The 18411-nt window shown below is 45.0% G+C and carries 15 protein-coding genes; 9 read left to right on the forward strand and 6 right to left on the reverse strand.

What is annotated here, in order from left to right; all coding sequences use genetic code 11:
- Nucleotides 1-17: 17 nt before the first annotated feature.
- The 5 genes from QUB16_RS13950 (at nt 18) to QUB16_RS13970 (ending at nt 9292) form a co-directional block, all read left to right on the forward strand.
- The gene (locus QUB16_RS13950) at nt 18-5360 is read left to right on the forward strand and encodes a glycosyltransferase (protein ID WP_333316858.1); all 5343 of its coding nucleotides are present in this window, start codon (nt 18-20) and stop codon (nt 5358-5360) included.
- Nucleotides 5317-6330 (forward strand): class I SAM-dependent methyltransferase, encoded by a 1014-nt coding sequence (locus QUB16_RS13955; protein WP_333316861.1) that lies wholly within the window; start codon nt 5317-5319, stop codon nt 6328-6330. Before QUB16_RS13950 ends, QUB16_RS13955 begins: the two co-directional genes overlap by 44 nt.
- Entirely contained in the window at nt 6321-7037 is a 717-nt protein-coding gene (locus QUB16_RS13960) for a class I SAM-dependent methyltransferase (protein WP_333316863.1), read from the forward strand. Before QUB16_RS13955 ends, QUB16_RS13960 begins: the two co-directional genes overlap by 10 nt.
- A 222-nt stretch (nt 7038-7259) precedes the next feature.
- Complete coding sequence (locus QUB16_RS13965; protein ID WP_333101594.1) at nt 7260-8540, forward strand: glycosyltransferase family 4 protein; 1281 nt, start codon at nt 7260-7262, stop codon at nt 8538-8540.
- Between the two features lie 116 nt (nt 8541-8656).
- Nucleotides 8657-9292, forward strand: a complete 636-nt coding sequence (locus tag QUB16_RS13970) for a DUF1802 family protein (RefSeq protein WP_333316865.1) — start codon at nt 8657-8659, stop codon at nt 9290-9292.
- Here QUB16_RS13970 and QUB16_RS13975 read toward each other — a convergent pair.
- The 3 genes from QUB16_RS13975 to QUB16_RS13985 form a co-directional block, all read right to left on the reverse strand.
- Complete coding sequence (locus QUB16_RS13975; RefSeq protein WP_333316867.1) at nt 9279-9929, reverse strand: ABC transporter permease; 651 nt, start codon at nt 9927-9929, stop codon at nt 9279-9281. The genes QUB16_RS13970 and QUB16_RS13975 overlap by 14 nt on opposite strands.
- Before the next feature lie 137 nt (nt 9930-10066).
- Nucleotides 10067-10822: an ATP-binding cassette domain-containing protein gene (locus QUB16_RS13980; protein ID WP_333316869.1), complete on the reverse strand. Its 756-nt coding sequence runs from the start codon at nt 10820-10822 to the stop codon at nt 10067-10069.
- A 502-nt stretch (nt 10823-11324) separates the two neighbouring features.
- Nucleotides 11325-11882: an NUDIX hydrolase gene (locus QUB16_RS13985; protein ID WP_333316871.1), complete on the reverse strand. Its 558-nt coding sequence runs from the start codon at nt 11880-11882 to the stop codon at nt 11325-11327.
- Between the two features lie 252 nt (nt 11883-12134).
- Here QUB16_RS13985 and QUB16_RS13990 point away from each other — a divergent pair, with 252 nt between their 5' ends.
- A complete protein-coding gene (locus QUB16_RS13990; RefSeq protein ID WP_333316873.1) occupies nt 12135-12407 on the forward strand; it encodes a hypothetical protein in 273 nt (90 codons plus the stop codon).
- Nucleotides 12408-12980: 573 nt separating this feature from the next.
- Here QUB16_RS13990 and QUB16_RS13995 read toward each other — a convergent pair.
- On the reverse strand, nt 12981-13412 hold the full coding sequence (locus QUB16_RS13995) for a hypothetical protein (RefSeq protein ID WP_333316875.1): 432 nt from the start codon (nt 13410-13412) through the stop codon (nt 12981-12983).
- A 510-nt stretch (nt 13413-13922) separates the two neighbouring features.
- Here QUB16_RS13995 and era point away from each other — a divergent pair.
- Nucleotides 13923-14834, forward strand: coding sequence for a GTPase Era (gene era / locus QUB16_RS14000; RefSeq protein WP_293354472.1), 912 nt, complete (start codon nt 13923-13925; stop codon nt 14832-14834).
- 314 nt (nt 14835-15148) lie between these two features.
- Here the strand turns inward: era and QUB16_RS14005 are convergent, their stop codons facing one another.
- On the reverse strand, nt 15149-15772 hold the full coding sequence (locus QUB16_RS14005) for an RNA-guided endonuclease TnpB family protein (RefSeq protein WP_333101674.1): 624 nt from the start codon (nt 15770-15772) through the stop codon (nt 15149-15151).
- The gene (locus QUB16_RS14010; RefSeq protein ID WP_333299203.1) at nt 15654-16274 is read right to left on the reverse strand and encodes a hypothetical protein; all 621 of its coding nucleotides are present in this window, start codon (nt 16272-16274) and stop codon (nt 15654-15656) included. The genes QUB16_RS14005 and QUB16_RS14010 overlap by 119 nt, the downstream gene beginning before the upstream one ends.
- Nucleotides 16275-16308: 34 nt before the next feature.
- Between QUB16_RS14010 and QUB16_RS14015 the strand changes: the two genes are divergently transcribed.
- Both QUB16_RS14015 and QUB16_RS14020 read left to right on the forward strand, forming a co-directional pair.
- Entirely contained in the window at nt 16309-16482 is a 174-nt protein-coding gene (locus tag QUB16_RS14015; RefSeq protein WP_333316877.1) for a ribbon-helix-helix protein, CopG family, read from the forward strand.
- Between the two features lie 33 nt (nt 16483-16515).
- Nucleotides 16516-18069, forward strand: coding sequence for an ATP-binding protein (locus QUB16_RS14020; RefSeq protein WP_333316879.1), 1554 nt, complete (start codon nt 16516-16518; stop codon nt 18067-18069).
- Nucleotides 18070-18411 lie beyond the last annotated feature (342 nt).

The raw sequence follows: 18411 nt of genomic DNA on the forward strand, positions 1-18411 counted from the left end.
GAGAAGGGAGAGAAATTGTGAGTACAAATGACAGCAAACCATCGGTTTTTATTGTTACCGGAATGCACCGTTCCGGTACGTCTTTAACAGCTTCTTTGTTTCAGAAAGTCGGGGTTGATATTGGCAAAAAGTTAGTGGGCCCGGCTGACGGAAATGTGAAAGGTCATTTCGAGAATGTTGATTTTGTGGAGTTTCACAAAAGTGTTTTGCGATCGCACGGTATTGATGAACTCGGATGTACGTTTGAAAAAACGATTCCGGTAGCAGCCGAATACGTCGAAATCGCCAAAAGGGCGATCGACCAAAATCAACTTCCTCACAAACATTGGGGTTGGAAAGACCCGCGAACAGCCCTTTTTTGGGAGTTTTGGCTGACTTTGCTCCCCCAAGCTAATTTTATCTGTGTTTATCGATCGCCCTGGGAAGTAGTCGATTCCCTTTACCGCCGGGGAACCGATGTCAGCTTGCTGCAAAATCCCGAAAAGGCAGTAAAAATGTGGATTCACTACAATCAAAAAGTTTTAGAACTTTACGAAGCTTTCCCCCATCGCTGTCTCCTAGCCAACGTTTACCCCATCGGCAACACTCCTGAACTTTTCCTCGATCGAGTCAACGAAAAATTTAATGTTAACTTAGGTGCGATACCGGGCGACAATTTTGAAGAATCTTTATTAGTCAACGATATTGTCCAAAGTCACAGACCGAGTTTAATAGAAAAATATTTTCCCGAAGCATTAGAACTATATGAACTTTTGGAAACCCAAGCTGGCAATCTCAGCAGCGAATCGAAAGGTGCGATCGATCGAGTTATTCATTTCCCAGCATCTCCAGTCTGGCCATTTGAAGATTGGCTAAAAATCCGCTTGCTGGAAAAACAGCAAAAAACCAGCTCTTCCGAACTCAAACAGTGGCAAGAACAATTTCACCAGGCCCAGGCGAAAGTGTTGGGATTAGAGACAGAATTAGGAGCAACTCAAGTACAGCTTGCAGGCAAAGAAGCAAATTTTCAAGAAGCTTTAGCAAAACTTCTCGGATTAGAAACAGAATTAGGACAAACTCAGGTACAGCTTGCAGGCAAAGAATCGCAATTTCAAGAAGCTTTAACAAAAGTCTTAAAATTAGAAGCAGAATTAGGGGAAACTCAGGTACAGCTTGCAGGCAAAGAATCGCAATTTCAAGAAGCGTTAGCGAAACTCCTCGGATTAGAAACAGAATTAGGACAAACTCAGGTACAGCTTGCAGGCAAAGAATCGCAATTTCAAACAGCGTTAGCGAAAGTATTAGAATTAGAAGCAGAATTAGGGCAAACTCAGGTACAATTTGAAGAGACTGAATTTATATTGCAGCAAAAGTTAGCTGAGTTACTTCAGTTAGAAACCGCACAAAGTCAAAATCAGGAAAAATTAAAGGAGACTCAGGAAAAATTAGAACACTCCCGCCAGGAAAATGAAAATTTTCGGGCAGAACTTGCTACAATCAAGTCTTCAATAGGGTGGCAAGTGAGAGAAAAGTTGTGGGAAGTTCAGCGCCAAATCCGCGACTGGTTCCCTAAATTTATTTTTTCGTTAGATCGACCCACTACTTGGCAAGTTTGTGATTCCAACCTGCTAATTGTGGGCTGGGTTTTTAACCAAAAAAGAGAGACTACAGCAGTCCGCGCCAGAATTAAAGACCAGAGTTTCGCAGGCGTTTACGGCATAGATAGAAGTGATATAGCGCTAGCACACTCTAATATTCCGGCGGCGCAGAAATCAGGTTTTACAATTCAATTGGAAGCGCCTGCGGGACGGCACGAAGTGCTACTGGAAGCGCAAGACGATCGAGGTAAATGGCATTTGTTGGCAGCTTATCCGCTGTTAGTTTCAACGATTCAAGCATCGTTAGATGTACCGGTGGTGTGGGAACAGCGTCAGGGTCAAATTTTGTTTGCAGGTTGGTGCTGCCACCACGATCGCAAAATTGCTAAATTAAGCTTGTTGTGCGGCGATACTTCTGTAGAATGCGCCTACGGTTTACGGCGAAAAGATGTCGGCGAAGTGTTTCCCGACTGGGTTAACAGTTCGGAAAGCGGTTTTGAGGCCCTTGTCGATTTGCCGCCAGGGGAATGGCACGTTTCTCTGCAAGCTGAGTTAGAAACCGGGGAAATTTTGTCTTTTCAAGCGCCTAAAATATTGACAGTGCGGCGCTACCATATCTGGCAGCGAAGTGCTGATAAGTTTGAGGAGTTATCAAGGTTTACAGCGGCAATTCAGCAGCGGGCGAAGGAAAGAAAACAGCGTCTCGGCAGAATTGTGCCGATGCCTTGGGAAATTGTGAAAGTGATTCGCCAGTTGGGGAAGATTTATCGGCAGCAAAAACAGTTTAGTGCGCCGGGAGATTTACTGCCACCTGCGGGTTTTGTGGTGGCTCAACCCATTGATAGGTATGACGCGTGGCTGCTGGTGAATCAGTGGAACGATCGCGCGCGCGATTACTTGATTTCTCGGTTAAAATCCTGCCGGGAACCCCTGCCAAAAATTTCGGTAGTAATGCCAGTTTACAACCCGCAGATAGATTTTTTAGAAAGTGCGATCGACAGCGTAATCAATCAAGTTTATCCAAACTGGGAACTGTGCATTGCCGATGATTGCAGCACCGATTTCACTGTTGCTGAAAATTTGAAAAGCTGGGTTCAAAAGGACGATCGTATCCGCATCACATTTCGTACAGAAAACGGCAACATCAGCGCAGCAACCAACAGCGCCGCCGCCCTCGCAACAGGCGACATCATCCTGTTTTTAGACAACGACGACGAACTAACTCCCGACGCATTAGGCGAAGTCGCCCTATATTTTGCAGCGCATCCAGACACCGATTTTCTTTACTCAGACGACGACAAAATCGACACTAAAGGTCGCCGATTTGCCCCGCAATTCAAACCCGAATGGTCGCCGGAACTGCTGCTTTCTTATATGTATCTCGGTCATTTGTGCGCCGTAAAAAGACACATTTTTGAACAAATAGGCGGTTTGCGGCTAGGTTTTGAAGGCTCGCAAGATTACGATTTTGCCTTGAGAGCAACCGAAATTTCTCGCCACGTCGCGCACCTGCCGCTAGTGCTATATCACTGGCGAACCGCACCCGGTTCTACAGCCATATCTGGGGCAGCGAAACCCGCCAGTTTTGCCGCAGGTCAACAAGCCATTCAAGACGCACTAAACCGCCGAAAAATTAACGGCAATGTCGCTCAGCACGCATGGGCAGTTAAAGAAAATCTGGGCATATTTGCCCAGGAGTTCCCGGATAACGGCCCATCAGTAACGGTAATTATTCCTACTAAAAATCAGCTCAAATTGCTGAAAGCCTGTCTGGATTCTCTAGAAACTACAACATACAAAAATTATCAAGTTGCCGTTATCGACAACGAAAGCGACGACCCGAAAACTCTGGAATATTTAAACCAATTAACTTGCCAAGTTTTGAGGATTAAAAATCCTGGTGGCAAGTTTAGTTTTGCAGCAATTAACAACCGCGCTGCGGAACAAGTTGATAGCGAATATGTTTTGTTTTTGAACAACGATACTGAAGTAATTAACCCCCGCTGGCTGAGTCAAATCGTGGGATACGCTCAAATTCCCGCTGTGGGTGCAGTCGGCGCGCGGCTTTTATATCCCGACGGCAGAATTCAGCACGCGGGCGTAATTCACGGGCTGCATCACGGTTTGGCGGGTCACGCTTTTAAGCTGATGAACAGCGAAAATCGAGGCTATCTTTCTCAAGCTATGGTAACGCGAAATTACTCTGCGGTAACAGCGGCTTGCATGATTACTCCGCGTCAATTGTTCTTAGAATTGGGCGGTTTTGATGAGGAGAATTTTGCTGTTGCTTACAATGATGCAGATTACGGATACCGACTGTTAGAACGCGGTTATCGGTGCGTATATTGTCCCGATGCGGAGTTGTTGCACAAAGAGGGAACTTCTAGGGGTTTTACCGACAATCCTCAAGAAGTGGCAGCTTTTAGGCGTAAGTATGCGGGCAAAAATGACAGTTTTTACAGTCCTCACTTGTCTTTAGAAGATGAGTATTTTCATATTCAACCTCGACGGGTTTTTATGAAGGAAGAAGGTTCGGCAACGGATTATGTAACGGATGTAATAGATAAGGAAGAAGTAAAATTTAATGATTCTGGTTTGTTGGTAGCAGAAGCAGAGAATTTGATTCATCCTATCAGAGTTTTGATGTGCAGCAATTCGCTGGATTTTACGGGGGCGCCGCTGCATCAGTACGAAATCGCGGTGAAATTGGCGGCTGAGGGTGTGATTAAGCCGATCGTACTTTGCGTAACAGACGGGCCCCTGCGTCAAGCTTACGAACAGCAGGGAATTGAAGTAATTGTGCGCGACAATCCTCTCGAACACATCTACCAGCGCGATGCTTATGATGAAGCCATCCGCAGTTTTAGCACAGAAATTGAAAGTTTAAAAGTAGATGCAATTTATGCCAATACTTTAGAAAACTTTTTTGTAATTGATGCCGCACGGCAAATCGGAATTCCGGCGGTGTGGAACGTGCACGAAAGCGAACCTTGGCAAACTTATTTTAACAGGTTTGGTTCGGAGATTGCGGCGAGAGCTTTAGAGTGTTTTCGCTTTCCTTACAAAGTTATTTTTGTGGCAGATGCCACGCGGGACAGGTATTTGCCTCTCAACAGCCACCACAATTTTACCGTGATTCACAACGGCTTAGATTTGAGCAAACTGGAAAATTCGGAGAACTCTGAATTGGCTAGAAAAACTTTAGGTGTTGCAGCGGAAGATGTGGTAATTCTGCTGCTGGGAACGGTATGCGAACGCAAAGGACAGCAGGATTTAGTTCAAGCACTTTCTCTTTTGCCTGACAAATGGCACAATAAAATTAGATGTTTTATTGTGGGCGATCGTCCCAGTATTTACAGCAATAAATTAGCCGAGTTGGTGGGGGAATTGCCAGAAGAGTTGCGGCAAAGGGTGACAGTAGTCCCGGAAACTGGGGAAACGGGAAAATATTACAAAGCGGCTGATATTTTTGTGTGTACTTCTCGCGTCGAAAGTTTTCCCAGAGTGATTTTGGAAGCGATGGCTTGCGATTTGCCAATTATTACAACGCCCGTTTTTGGGATTAAAGAACAAGTGAGACCGGGAATTAACGGTTTGTTTTACACGCCCGATCGCCCAGAAGAACTAGCGGCCTCACTGCATAGTTTATTGGAAGATAAATCTTTGCGGCAACGGTTAGCAGAAAATGCTAAATATGTGTTAGAGTCGTTGAATAGTTTTGCAGAAATGACTCAAGCTTATGGTCAAATTTTTAGAGAAGGTTATTTTACTACTAAAAAGTAATCCTTCTAGATTCAATGGTGAAAAAGTAGGGCGTCAAATTTCGATCGGCAGGGAAGAGAACACCTCCAAGGAATTAACAGCTAAAAATTACTGGGAGAGTAACCCAACAGCCGCAATTGGGAAGCAGGGTTACTGGTTGTCTAATCCGATTATCGAACAAGCTATAAACCATCGGCTGTCAGGTGGTAAGACTCAAGGTTACTGGCTAACCTGGTTAGTCAAAAAATATTTCAAAAATCGACGCTTCGATCGTCTTTTGTCTATTGGTTGCGGAGTGGGAAATCACGAGATTCTCATGGCTAAATTAGGATTGGCAACTCAAATTGATGCCTTTGACTTTTCCGAAAGTTCTTTAGAAATTGCTAGAAAAGATGCAGCAGCAGCGGGCGTAGAGATTAATTTTTATCAAGATGACTTTAATGTTTTTGCGATTGATGATAATAAAAAATACGATCTAGTTTTTTGCTCTGGTTCGCTGCATCACGTCAAAGAACTAGAACGATGTTTATCAATTGTTCGGGAGTGTTTAAAACCCGATGGATATTTTATTGTCAATGAATACATAGGAGATTGCTACAATATATATAATCAAGCTCAAGTGGATGTCATTAATCGCATTTACAAATGTTTTCACTACACGCTAAGGTCGGGAACAACTGAAAAATTTTCTAGTCCAAGTATTGAGAAAGTATTGGCGAGAGATCCTTCAGAAGCAGTCCGGTCAAAGCTGATACTTCCGTTTTTAGAATTCTACTTTGATGTGGAAGTGTTGAATCTAGCCGGTGGGGGGTTGCTTCACGAACTTTACCCTTTTTTAGATCACGCTCGACTTTCAGACGGAGAACCAAAGAGTGAAACGATCGTCCAGTTATTGCTGGAGATTGAACAAATCTTAATGGAGCAGCCCGGAGGACTATCAAGCGACTTTTGTTTGTGTATTCTGAGACAGAAAAAAAAAAAATGGAAATAATACCGCCTAAAAGAGATTACGAAGAAGCTTGGGATAGCTACGCCCAAGAATGGAAAAACAATAATCCTGAACTCGCTTATTTGGGCGATGAATGGATAGGGAAAGGTGCCGGTGCGGCTAACTCGCTATCAGAATATGAATCCTTGATAGAACAGCAATTTATTGCGCCGTACATCAAAAAAGAACATACGGTTTTAGAAATTGGTATCGGCGGCGGAAAAACAGGTTCGCTGTTGCTGAAATATTGCGATCGACTAATTTGTGCCGACATTTCCAGTCAAATGCTGCAAGCGGCGCGATCGCGCTTGGGAGACGATCGCGTTTCTTACGTCAAACTCGACGGTTTAACATTAGACGGCATCGCTCCAGGTTCAGCCGATGTCTGCTTTTGTTACGATACACTGGTACACGTAGAGCCGGTAGATATATTCAACTACCTGACTCGAATTCCCAAACTGCTGCGGGGCGATCGAATTTGCGTCTTTCACCACAGCAATATTCTCAGCGAATTAGGGTGGCAAAAATTCGCCGGCGAGTGGGACAAAAACCTGCTGGGACGCAGAGACGGCACTGCATTTTCAGTTATGACTGATACAATTATGGAAAAATTTCTCACTCATTTAAACTATGAAATCATCCTGAAAAATACATCTTCAGTACCGCGAGATTGTGTCTGGATCTGCAAAGCGCCAACCCCCAATGAATAAAATTAAAGCTTTTTAGCCGAATCTAAATATTTTATTCCCACTAACAACTGAAAACAGTCAATCGATTTTAGATTTTAGATTTTAGATTTTAGATTGTTATCAGTCAACAGTCAACAGTCAACAGTCAACAGTCAATCGATTTTAGATTTTAGATTGTTATCAGTCAACAGACAACTGAAAACAGTCAACAGTCAACCGACAACAGACAACAGACAACAGACAATGAAAGCATTATTTCTCCATCCCAACTTCCCCGCCCAATACCGCCACATAATCACGGCTTTAGGCGCAGATCCGAAAAATCAAATTGTTTTCGGCACTAAAAACGAGCGCCCAGAGTGGAACATTCCCGGCGTTCGCAAAGCAGCATTTACCCCCAGCCGGGAACCCCACGCGCAGACTCACCAATACGTCCGCCCTTTAGAAAGTGCCGTCATCTACGGACAAGCCGTATTTAGAATGGCAGAACAACTCAAAGCCGACGGTTTCGTACCCGATATTATCTGCGGACATTCCGGTTGGGGGCCGACATTGTTCGTCAAAGAAGCTTTTCCAAATACGCCGCTTTTGTGCTATTTCGAGTGGTTTTATCATGCTATTGGTTCCGACGCAGATTTCGATCCAGCGGAACCTTTAACAGTTGACGATATGGCCAGAATTAGAATCAAAAATGCGCCAATTTTGATCGATTTATACTCTTGCGATTGGGGTTTGTCCCCCACTTATTGGCAGCGATCGCAATTTCCGCCAGAATTACAACAAAAATTATCCACACTCCACGACGGGGTAGATACCGATTACTTCAAACCAGACCCCGGTGCTAAACTAATTTTGCCTAACTTAGACTTGTCTGGCGTTGATGAAATTGTCACCTACGTATCGCGGGGAATGGAACCTTACCGGGGTTTTCCCGAATTCATTGAGTCGATCGCCTATGTACAAGAACGCCGCCCCAACTGTCACGTCGTAATCGTTGGTTCAGAAAGAGTTTGTTATGGGCGTTCTTTACCCAACGGCGAGTCTTACAAAGACTATATGCTCAAAAAAGTACCCCTAGATTTGTCGCGAGTTCACTTTGTCGGGCCCCTACCTTACGGACTGTATTTAAAAGTAATTCAAGCATCCGACGTACACGTTTATTTGACCAGACCTTTTGTACTATCTTGGTCGATGATTGAATCTCTATCAACCGGATGTTTAGTAATCGGTTCCGACACAGGGCCAGTCAGAGAAGTTATCCGCGACGGAGAAAACGGTTTGCTAGTCGATTACTTCTCACCGAAACAAGTAGCCGATCGCATTGATGAAGTTTTAGACCATCCTACCCGCATGGCAGACATTCGCATCAAAGCCCGTCAAACCGCCCTAGAACGCTACAGTTTAGCTAAGATGCTGCCGCAACATTTACAACTGATCGAGCAAGTAGCAAATCGTTCCATGCCGCCTACAGTTGGTATGGAACCAGAACGGGAATTAGCAGCATCTTTTGCAGTGAGAATTTAGCAATAAAGGGTAGTCCTGCATAGTCAGGACTACGCCAATTTTAACAGGAAGAAATGGCTGTACTTGCTTGAAAGTACCCATTTTTGTTACTATTGTTAAAACCCAACTAAATTCCTATGAAATCAACTACTAGGGCGCTGAAAGAATGGAATGTAGCAGTTAATGCTTTGGAACAAGGTCAAACCATTGTGCTGTTGCGGAAGGGGGGAATTCGCGAGCAAGCAGGACAGTTCAATGTCACTGACAAACAGGTTTTGCTGTATCCAACTTTTGAACACCAACAGCCTGATTTATTAAAGCCGGAGTTTGCACATCAAGTCCAGAAAGTTGAATCTGGTTGGCATCCAGAACTTATTAGAATTGGTAGTTGGGCGGAGATTACTGATGTTTTTTTGGTAGCTTGGGAACCGGCAATTACTGCGCTATTTCCGTACCATATTTGGAATGAAAATTTTGTCAGCGATCGCCTGAAATGGAAACAAAATCAGCCCATTTATATTTTATTGCTGCGGGCTTATCGCCTTGCAGAAATCCGCGAAATTCCCTACATTCCTGAATACGGCGGTTGCCGTTCTTGGATCGATTTGGCCGATGCTATTTCGCTGGAGGGAAGCCAAGCTGTTTTGAGCGATCGAGAGTACATTGAACGCTCAAATCAAATCCGCAATCTGATAGCAAATCCTGCGAATGCTTCTGGTTCGCAGAGAGTGACAACCCTGACGGAAGGTAGCCAGGATTTTACTCTTCATTAATAGTTTTTAAGGTACTTTTCGAGAGGCGCGCTTCTACGAAACCCAGCCCAAAATCCGCAACTAATGCCATTAAAGCGGCCGGAATTGCCCCAGCCAAAAGTAACTGATTGTTGACGGTAGCAACGCCCCGGAAAATAAACACCCCCAAGCCGCCGGCACCAATTGCAGCGGCGATTGTAGCGAGTCCGATCGCAATTACTGTGGCAACTCGCACCCCCGCCAGAATCACGCCCAGCGCCAGGGGAATTTCCACTTGCCATAACAGTTGCATATCAGTCATTCCCATGCCTCTTCCGGCTTCCGTAATCGCTGGATCGACGCCGACAATACCAGTATAAGTATTGCGGATAATTGGCAGTAAAGAATACAGAGTGAGGGCGATAATTGCCGTGCGATCGCCTATTCCACCCACTACCGGCACGGGGATTAGCAAGCCAAACAAAGCTAAACTGGGAATTGTTTGCATAATATTAGCAAATCCCAAAATTGGCTTTTTCAATTTGGGTTTTCTCGTGGCTAAAATCCCCAGGGGAATCCCCACAATAATAGCGAAAAAAATTGCAACAGTTACTAAATATAAGTGTTCGCTGGCGCGCCGAATTATCTCAGCGCCATACCGATTTAAAAATTCTATCATTTGGTAATTGGCAATTGTGGTATAATTAAAAATTTCGTAGGGGCGGGTTCACCAATATCTTTAATTCCCAACCATCAGCTTCAAAAACCCGCCCCGCCCATACCCATAAACCAATGATGCGATCGCACATCATATTATTACCCCGTCCCGGGTAATTGCAAACATTCAAGAAATGCCCCAGCTTCTGGATGGTGAGATTTGAGAAAATCATCAGGTGTTGCCAATTCAACCAACCGTCCGTCTTGCATCAAACCAATTCTAGAAGCTAACAAAAAAGCTTCTTGAATCCCGTGAGTCACAAAAATCACTGTTTTGCCCAGTTGCTGCTGCAATTGACCGAATTCCCGCTGTAATTCCAGACGAGTAATCGGGTCTAAAGCACCAAACGGTTCGTCCATTAACAATATCGGAGGGTCAGCCGCCAGTGCTCTAGCGACGCCTACCCGCTGCCGCTGTCCCCCGGACAACTGATGGGGATAGCGTTTGGCGAAGTGCTGGGGGTCGAGGTTGACTAATTCTAACAGTTGCCGGACGCGAGATTGAATACGATCGCCCTCCCAACCTTCTAATTTTGGCACTAAACCGACGTTTTGCTCCACGGTAAAATGGGGAAACAAACCGATTTCTTGAATCACATAACCAATTTTTCGGCGCAGTTGAATTGGGTTCCACTGAGTTGTCGGTTTTCCCATGACAAGAACTTCGCCACTGCTTGGCGTTAGTAAATTGTTAATCAATTTCATGGTAGTAGTTTTGCCACTACCGCTGCGTCCCAGCAATACTAAAACTTCTCCTTGCAGCACTTTGAAATTGAGTTGGTCTACTAAATGCCTGCGGTTGAGGCGATATGTCACGTCGAGGCATTCGACAGCAACTTCCTTATTGAGAGGCATGATTACTTCCGGTGATTTGGGTTTTCAGGAATTTTAGAACTTACAGACAAGGGGCTAGAAACCAGGTTTTTATATTAGGAACTAGAATTAAATAACTTGCATTTTTTGTAGGTTGGGTTGAGGCACGAAACCCAACAATCAAGCGTGGGCTTGGGCGGAGTGAAACGGAGGGTTCGTGCCACGGGCCCAACCTACGGAAGTTATTTAATCCACGATCCTTAGATATTTTGCTGCTTAATACCAATTTAAGGTGAAGTTGCACATATCTCGATCCCCCTAAATCCCCCTGATTGTTGGGGAGTAGGGGTTGACTTTGAGAAGAATCTTGTCCCACCCCCTACTCCCCTTATTAAGGGGGGTTAGGGGGGATCAGATTCTACGGGGCCTCATAAAAAATTGGTATAACCCAAGATTTTTCAGAGAAACCGGGTTTATGAGCGTAAGTCCTAAAATTCAAATCAGCGAGCATCGGGGGACAACTCCCAATTCTAAAATCTAAAACCTAAAATCTAAAATCGACTTGATTTTGCCATTCTAGCAGTAAGGCTCGACATTGGAGGCAAGTTAATTTTTTGAGCAAGTCGCGAATTCCGTCTGGGGTGACAGGATATTCAGCACCGAGAAGTTCGGGGTTTACTGTTGCTGTCGGGTGCAATTCTGCAACAAAACCGTAGAGTTTTTGATTGGAAAAGGAACTGTTTACTGCCCAGCCAATGGTGTTGATCGGTTCGATGCGGGCGATCGCACTTTCTGTCACGCCTAGTTCCCTTTTCATTATAGCTGGAACGGCTGCTGCTGGCGTGGCTTCGGCTGGTACGCGACCGCCGGGAAAATCGAGGGTTGCTTCTGCCACGCCGGGGCGATACATCGGTGTGGGAAACAGCAATTTGTCAGCTTGAATGGTCAAGATTACAACTGAATCTGCTCTTTCTACTCGCCAATATTCTACTGTTTTTCCTTCGGTTGTTTCGAGATGTTCGGCGATTAGTTTTACCCAATGAGAGTTGATTTCTACAAAGCGGTCTAGAGTTTTCCACTGGGATTTTGCAGTTTGGTTCATGTCGGAATTTTTGAAATAAATTAGATATTTTTTGCTATGGTAGCCGATTGTTAGCGAGCGCAACAATAGCCGATCGACCTTTTGAGCTTTGAGCCAGTTTTTTCCTCTCGATTGTAAATTTTTGCTACAACCTTACACATTCGCCTAGATAATTCCGTAACATAGACTACATAATCAAAATTTATCTGCGCCTTCGCTCTGGGTTGTTTCAACCGCGCCCTGGTGCAGACTCTTAGCTAGACAGGAGTAATTATGCAACTGCAAACAGATATTCGTACTTGGCAATCCCAACCAACGCCCGGAAGCTTCGCCAGTGTCCGCGACTGGGAAAAATTTGGCTGCGCCGTACCTGCACCAAAATTGACTCCTTCTATGTGGGTTAAATTGTTCAATCCGCCAACCGCATTCAGCTTTGACGAAGCGTGGCTGTTGTGTGAATCTTCGGAAGAACAGTGGCTAGCTTGGATTCCTGATTATGGCGAAATTTTACTGAGTACACATGAATTTTGCGCTCCTAAATCGTGAATTACGCAGACAAACTTTCATAAACCGGGTGTTAAAATCCATATCCCTCCGGTTCCACGGGATTTTTTGGAAACAAGCTGGTTTCTGCGTAATTATCTCGTTTGCAGTGAGGAATGCAAGTCCTTAAACTTTGATAAGGACTTGCATTCCTCACTACAAACCTCTTATTATGATGTCGTTTCAGCCGATATCATATAATATTATGTCCCATAGATTGACCGCGATTAAAGGCCGGGGCGGGTTTACAGATTTTCCCGTTTCTATTCAATATCTTGGCGAACCCGCCCCTACAGGAATCATGGTTAATTGACCGGACATGATATAATTCCTAATAGATATTAATAGAAATTTCGCCAACAAAAAGAGCAATAGAAAACCTATTGCTCTTTTTGTTCACAAACACTCTCTAGTTTTTATCTTTAAGATAGATAGCGGAAGTTATATCAACTGGCCTCGATTGACCCCAATATCGCTGCGGTGACGGGTTTACTGTATCGATGCTTGCATGGGAGATATTGGTGAACCCGCCCTTACAGCAATTACGGTCAATTTAGCCCCTGTGATATTGCTGGCTTATTTGCAAACTGCACGGTTATTTGCGTTTCTGACAATCGTGCCTACTCTACCATTAATCTGAATCGGGTTCTTGGTGCTGGCTCGAATCAAGAGTGGTTGTTTGGCGAGACATTCTCTGATTGATGCTGCCCAAGCGGTGAGAGATCCGGTGTATTCTGTACGACCCGCTGGGGCGCGAAACTGATCGGTAATTAGGAAATCCGAGGTGATGCTAGTGTCAGTACCAACATTGGTAATAATTGGAAAGTCAAAGGCTCTGGGCAAGGTTCGGTCTTGGATTCTGCCCGGTACCAACTGGTATTTCTTCGATCCACCCCTGTAGTCAATACCTGCTTGAGGGCTGGTGGGAGGGCTTGTTTGAGCCAATGCGGGAACAGGCAAGCTTGCTACCAAAACGGTGCAGGCACTCCAAAATAATTTCGATTTCATTCGATTCATCTCCTCAACTTTATGACGATTAGCACTAATTTAGGTATGCTCAAAAGACACTAGCTTTTATTGAGAAAGCGCCTGATGATATTGAGCTTTTGAGTTTGAGTTCAACTTACCTAATTTATTACCAAACACCTTCAAAAATGTTAAAACTGGTTGGCCTGACAAACTGTAGAAGAGTTTCAGTTGAGTTAGATATTTACACATCTGAAGTTGTTACAGCATTGGGGAGTCGGTTTTACCAGAATGATTCATTTTCGATCGATGTCATTGGAACTTTATCAAATTTTGTCTCAGATATCAAGTTTTGCCGATCGCGTATCCTGTTTTAACACTGGGAAAGCGGCTCGATCGAGGTTTGAGTGTGGCGCGCTATACCAGGGCGAGAAAGATGCTACAGTGCATCGATGGGCGTTTGAGTATTTTCAGGCGACAATAGACAGAGAAGGGGCTTGAAAATAGGTGATTTTAGTGGAAGAGAGTAAATTTATCGACGTATCGGACATTATGGGTGTTCCCGCAGCTCCGGCGGGTTACAAATCGGGCTTTGTGGGTATTATCGGACGCCCGAATGTCGGAAAATCAACGCTGATGAATCAGTTGGTGGGGCAGAAAATTGCGATTACTTCGCCGGTGTCTCAAACGACGCGTAACAGGCTGCGGGGCATCCTGACGACACCGGAAGCACAAATTATTTTTGTAGATACTCCCGGAATTCACAAGCCACATCACCAATTGGGCAAGGTTTTGGTGCAGAATGCCCGCACCGCGATTCAGTCGGTGGATGTGGTGCTGTTTGTGGTGGATGGTTCCGTGGAATCGGGAGGGGGCGATCGATATATTATCGAAATTCTCAGCAATTGCAAAGTTCCGGTGATTTTGGGGATGAATAAGTTGGACGAACAACCGGAGGATTCCGTGTTGATCGATCGAACTTACGAGCAAATTGTCAATCCTGAGTGGCCTGTAGTGAAATTTTCCGCTCTCACGGGCGAGGGTGTCGAGCCGCTGCAACAATTGTTAATCGAACATTTGGAGGTTGGGCCTTACTATTATCCGCCAGATTTGGTGACTGACCAGCCGGAACGCTTTATTATGGGCGAATTGATTCGGGAACAGATTTTGCTGCTGACGCGGGAAGAAGTGCCGCATTCCGTAGCAATTGCGATCGACATAGTTCAAGAAGAAGCAAAAATTACGCGCATTCTGGCGACAATTCACGTCGAACGGGATTCCCAAAAAGGCATTTTAATCGGTAAAAGCGGCAGTATGCTCAAGTCGATCGGCAGTGCGGCGCGAGAACAGATTCAAAAGTTAATTGAAGGTAAAGTATATTTGGAATTATTTGTCAAGGTGCAGCCGAAATGGCGGCAGTCGCGCACTCGTTTAGCGGAATTGGGCTATCGCGTGGAAGAGTGAAACTTTGGCAGTTGGCAGTTGGGGTTCTTTCGTTCTTTAGAGCTCTTGCAAAACATCCTTTTCATCAATTGATGGGACGGGCTCTCCGGCCCATCCCACAAGAAAAAATAAATCTTGTGGGATGGGCCGGAGAGCCCGTCCTAATTATTTTTGCAAGAGGTCTTTTGAATCAAGAATCGAGCACGACTTTCGCTCTGAGAGAGCTTCATCTGGTACCGAGAGTCGGTACAAACCCCCGCTTAACAACTAGAACGCCATTCCAATAACAGTACATTGACATACTCCCCCGGCTCTTATCACGGGGGATTCTAAGCTCAGACAGCGATTGCAGGCATAGCCTGTCTAACATCGCCTAACTTAACGGTTGATGCCCCAACCGCACAAATGTTCTTAGCTGCATTCTCGTCTCTGTCGTTCACGTTCTGACAGGACGGACATCGCCATTCTCTCGTATTCAAATCCAACTTTTTTAGGACGTGTCCACAATGATTGCAAGTCTTAGAGGATGGATACCACTGATCGACGAAGATCACCTGCTTATTTTTTTTCTTGGCAACCCATTCGAGAATTTGGAGAAATTCGCCGAATGCAAGGTCTGAGATTTTACGTCCCCAAAGTCGTTGCATTCCTTTTAGATTCAACGTCTCAAAGCACAGCATATCGAACTTATCAGTTAGTTCGTGAGCCAATTTCCAGAACCAATCAGAGCGACGATTCACTACATCCTCGTACTTGCGAACTAAATTGAGTCTTGCTCTTTCCCGGTTCGCTGAGCCTTTCCGTTTTTTGGAATGCTGACGATTTGCTTTCTTAATAGCGTTAAGGGACTGTTTCAGAAATTGCGGTGATTCGATTTTCGTTCCATCTGAGCAGGTGAGAAACGTTTTTAAGCCGAAATCTTGCGCCAGCGATTCTACTCGTCTCGACTTTGGTTTCAGGTTCTTCAACGCTGTCAACGACCACAACCATAAATAGCTCTCCTAATGTCGTGCGTTTAATGGTTAACGTCTTGACCGTCCCCTCTATCTCTCTGGAATTCCAATACTGATAAACGCGATTCCCAATCTTAATTCGATTGCCGCCTAAGAATTTGTAGCCAGCTTGCTTGAGAGTGAACGATTTGTATCTGCGAACTTTCTTGAATCCGGGCGGTCTAACTCCTTTCTTGTGATGCTTAAAAAACAGTTGGTAGGCGATCGAGATTCGTTGGCAGATATCCTGCACAGCTTGAGAGCCGACCGTTTGCCAGAACGCTTTACGCTTTCTCTGTTTGGCAATATGCGATTGAAGTTTTGCACAATTCAAATGCTTTCCCCACATTCGGTAGTACCGTTTATGGAGTGCAATGCAATGGTTGTAGATCACCCCGGCAGCATTGATACTTCGCTTGAGGTGTCTATTCCGCTTGCTTTGATATAGCTTAAACTTCAATGTTTTCATGCTATTATTGTAGATCATATAGCTATACTTTGCCATGAAAAAGAGCGTATTTCTTAGGCTGACTGATGAAGAGTTTGAGAAGCTAGAATCTTACTGCGAATCACGCGGTAGATCGAAATCAGATGCTCTAAGGGAGCTCATTAGAAGCCTTAAGCTCAAAAAAATCCGTCAAGCGAAGGACGAGGCTTTAGACCCTATTTTTAGGTAAACTGAGAGCAGCTCCATTCGCCCCAGTTGACCTATGCCGCGTTGGTTCAATACTGCTGGCCCATGCCAAGAAGACATTCATTACGCACTGTCGCCCACGGTACGCTTACCAAGCTTAGAACGGTTAATCGCTCAACGCAACTATTTCGTCATCCATGCACCCCGGCAAGTGGGAAAAACCACCGCCATGCTGGCGTTAGCCAAACAACTCACCGAAAGCGGACAATACACCGCCGTGATGCTGTCAGTTGAAGTCGGCGCACCCTTCAGTCAAGACATTGCGGGTGCAGAAGAGGCTATTTTGGGGGCTTGGCGAGATAACATTTCCGTCCGTCTCCCACTCGAACTGCAACCGCCTGACTGGACAGCGATGCAATCGGGGGGACAGAAAATTCGGGCTGCTTTACAAGCTTGGGCACAAGTTTCATCTCGTCCTTTGGTCATTTTGATCGATGAAATTGACGCACTACAAGACCAAGCTTTGATTTCTATTCTGCGCCAATTACGCGATGGTTATCCCAATCGCCCGAAAGCGTTTCCGCAATCGGTGGGTTTAATTGGTTTGCGGGATGTTCGCGATTACAAAGTGGCTGCGGGGGGAAGCGATCGACTCCATACATCCAGTCCGTTTAATATTAAAGTGCGATCGATTACTCTCAGAGATTTTAATGCCTCTGAAGTCGCGGAACTCTACGCGCAACATACCCAAGATACCGGGCAAGTTTTTACACATGAAGCCGTAGCCTTAGCTTTTGAACTGACTCAGGGACAACCTTGGTTAGTGAATGCTTTAGCTAAGGAAATTGTAGAAGAATTAGTTACCGATGAATCTATAGAAATTACACCCGACCATATTTTAGAAGCCAAAGAAATTCTCATAAAACGACAAGATACGCATTTGGATAGCTTGGCAGAACGACTGCGAGAAAACCGAGTTAAAGCCATTATCGAGCCGATGCTAGCCGGACGAGAATTGCCAGAATCTTCTAATGACGATCGCCAATACCTCGTAGATTTGGGCTTGCTCAAACGAGATCCAGCCGGGGGTTTAGTTATAGCCAACCCAATTTATCGAGAAGTGTTGCCGCGAGTTTTGGCGCAAGGGCCGCAAGATAGTTTACCGATTATCCGTCCGAGTTGGTTGAACGATCGCGGCGAACTACTACCAGATGCACTCCTGCAAGCGTTTCTCGCGTTTTGGCTACAGCATGGCGAACCGTTACTCAAAAGTGCGTCTTATCCCGAAATTGCCCCTCATTTAGTGTTGATGGCATTTCTGCATCGGGTGATTAATGGTGGGGGAACGTTGGAGCGGGAATATGCGATCGGACGCGACAGAATGGATTTATGTTTGCGTTATGGTGACGTAACATTGGGAATTGAACTGAAGGTTTGGCGAACTCGGAAAGTCGATCCGTTGAGTAAAGGGTTGGAACAGTTAGATGGATATTTGGCTCGATTGGGACAAGATGAAGGGTGGTTAGTGATTTTCGATCGACGCGAGAATGCGCTCGAATTAGAAGAACGATTGAATACTGAAATTCATCTGACACCAATGGGGCGAACGGTTACAGTTATTCGTGCGTGAAGAAGTTGTGATGAATGTCTCGATTTTTGCGATCGCCCTAGTGTGCGATCGACTCTAAATGCTCTCTAATCTAAAATCTAATATAGATAGGTTTTTTCAGTGCGATCGCTTAAGTGATTGAGTAGAATCGTGCGGCGAACTCTATCTAGGAAAGGAGATTCCGATGGCGAGTAAGAAGGGGTTGACATACATCATCGATATGCGGGATCTTTAGACTATAGCGGTTCTCCTTAATATAAGGTGTACGCTATTCTTTGAAGTCCGTCCGGATTTTCGAGGCTTTTTCTGTATCTCACCTACTTCTAGACCATAATTATACTAAACCTTCGGGAGGTGATTGTG

Source organism: Microcoleus sp. D3_18a_C4 (assembly GCF_036702415.1).
Lineage (GTDB): Bacteria > Cyanobacteriota > Cyanobacteriia > Cyanobacteriales > Microcoleaceae > Microcoleus.

Coding starts and splice junctions, on each gene's coding strand:
- QUB16_RS13955 (WP_333316861.1), top strand. CDS start 5,317: ATGGTCAAATTTTTAGAGAAGGTTATTTTACTACTAAAAAGTAATCCT.
- QUB16_RS13960 (WP_333316863.1), top strand. CDS start 6,321: ATGGAAATAATACCGCCTAAAAGAGATTACGAAGAAGCTTGGGATAGC.
- QUB16_RS13965 (WP_333101594.1), top strand. CDS start 7,260: ATGAAAGCATTATTTCTCCATCCCAACTTCCCCGCCCAATACCGCCAC.
- QUB16_RS13970 (WP_333316865.1), top strand. CDS start 8,657: ATGAAATCAACTACTAGGGCGCTGAAAGAATGGAATGTAGCAGTTAAT.
- QUB16_RS13975 (WP_333316867.1), bottom strand. CDS start 9,929: ATGATAGAATTTTTAAATCGGTATGGCGCTGAGATAATTCGGCGCGCC.
- QUB16_RS13980 (WP_333316869.1), bottom strand. CDS start 10,822: ATGCCTCTCAATAAGGAAGTTGCTGTCGAATGCCTCGACGTGACATAT.
- QUB16_RS13985 (WP_333316871.1), bottom strand. CDS start 11,882: ATGAACCAAACTGCAAAATCCCAGTGGAAAACTCTAGACCGCTTTGTA.
- QUB16_RS13990 (WP_333316873.1), top strand. CDS start 12,135: ATGCAACTGCAAACAGATATTCGTACTTGGCAATCCCAACCAACGCCC.
- QUB16_RS13995 (WP_333316875.1), bottom strand. CDS start 13,412: ATGAAATCGAAATTATTTTGGAGTGCCTGCACCGTTTTGGTAGCAAGC.
- era (WP_293354472.1), top strand. CDS start 13,923: ATGGGTGTTCCCGCAGCTCCGGCGGGTTACAAATCGGGCTTTGTGGGT.
- QUB16_RS14010 (WP_333299203.1), bottom strand. CDS start 16,274: ATGAAAACATTGAAGTTTAAGCTATATCAAAGCAAGCGGAATAGACAC.
- QUB16_RS14015 (WP_333316877.1), top strand. CDS start 16,309: ATGAAAAAGAGCGTATTTCTTAGGCTGACTGATGAAGAGTTTGAGAAG.
- QUB16_RS14020 (WP_333316879.1), top strand. CDS start 16,516: ATGCCGCGTTGGTTCAATACTGCTGGCCCATGCCAAGAAGACATTCAT.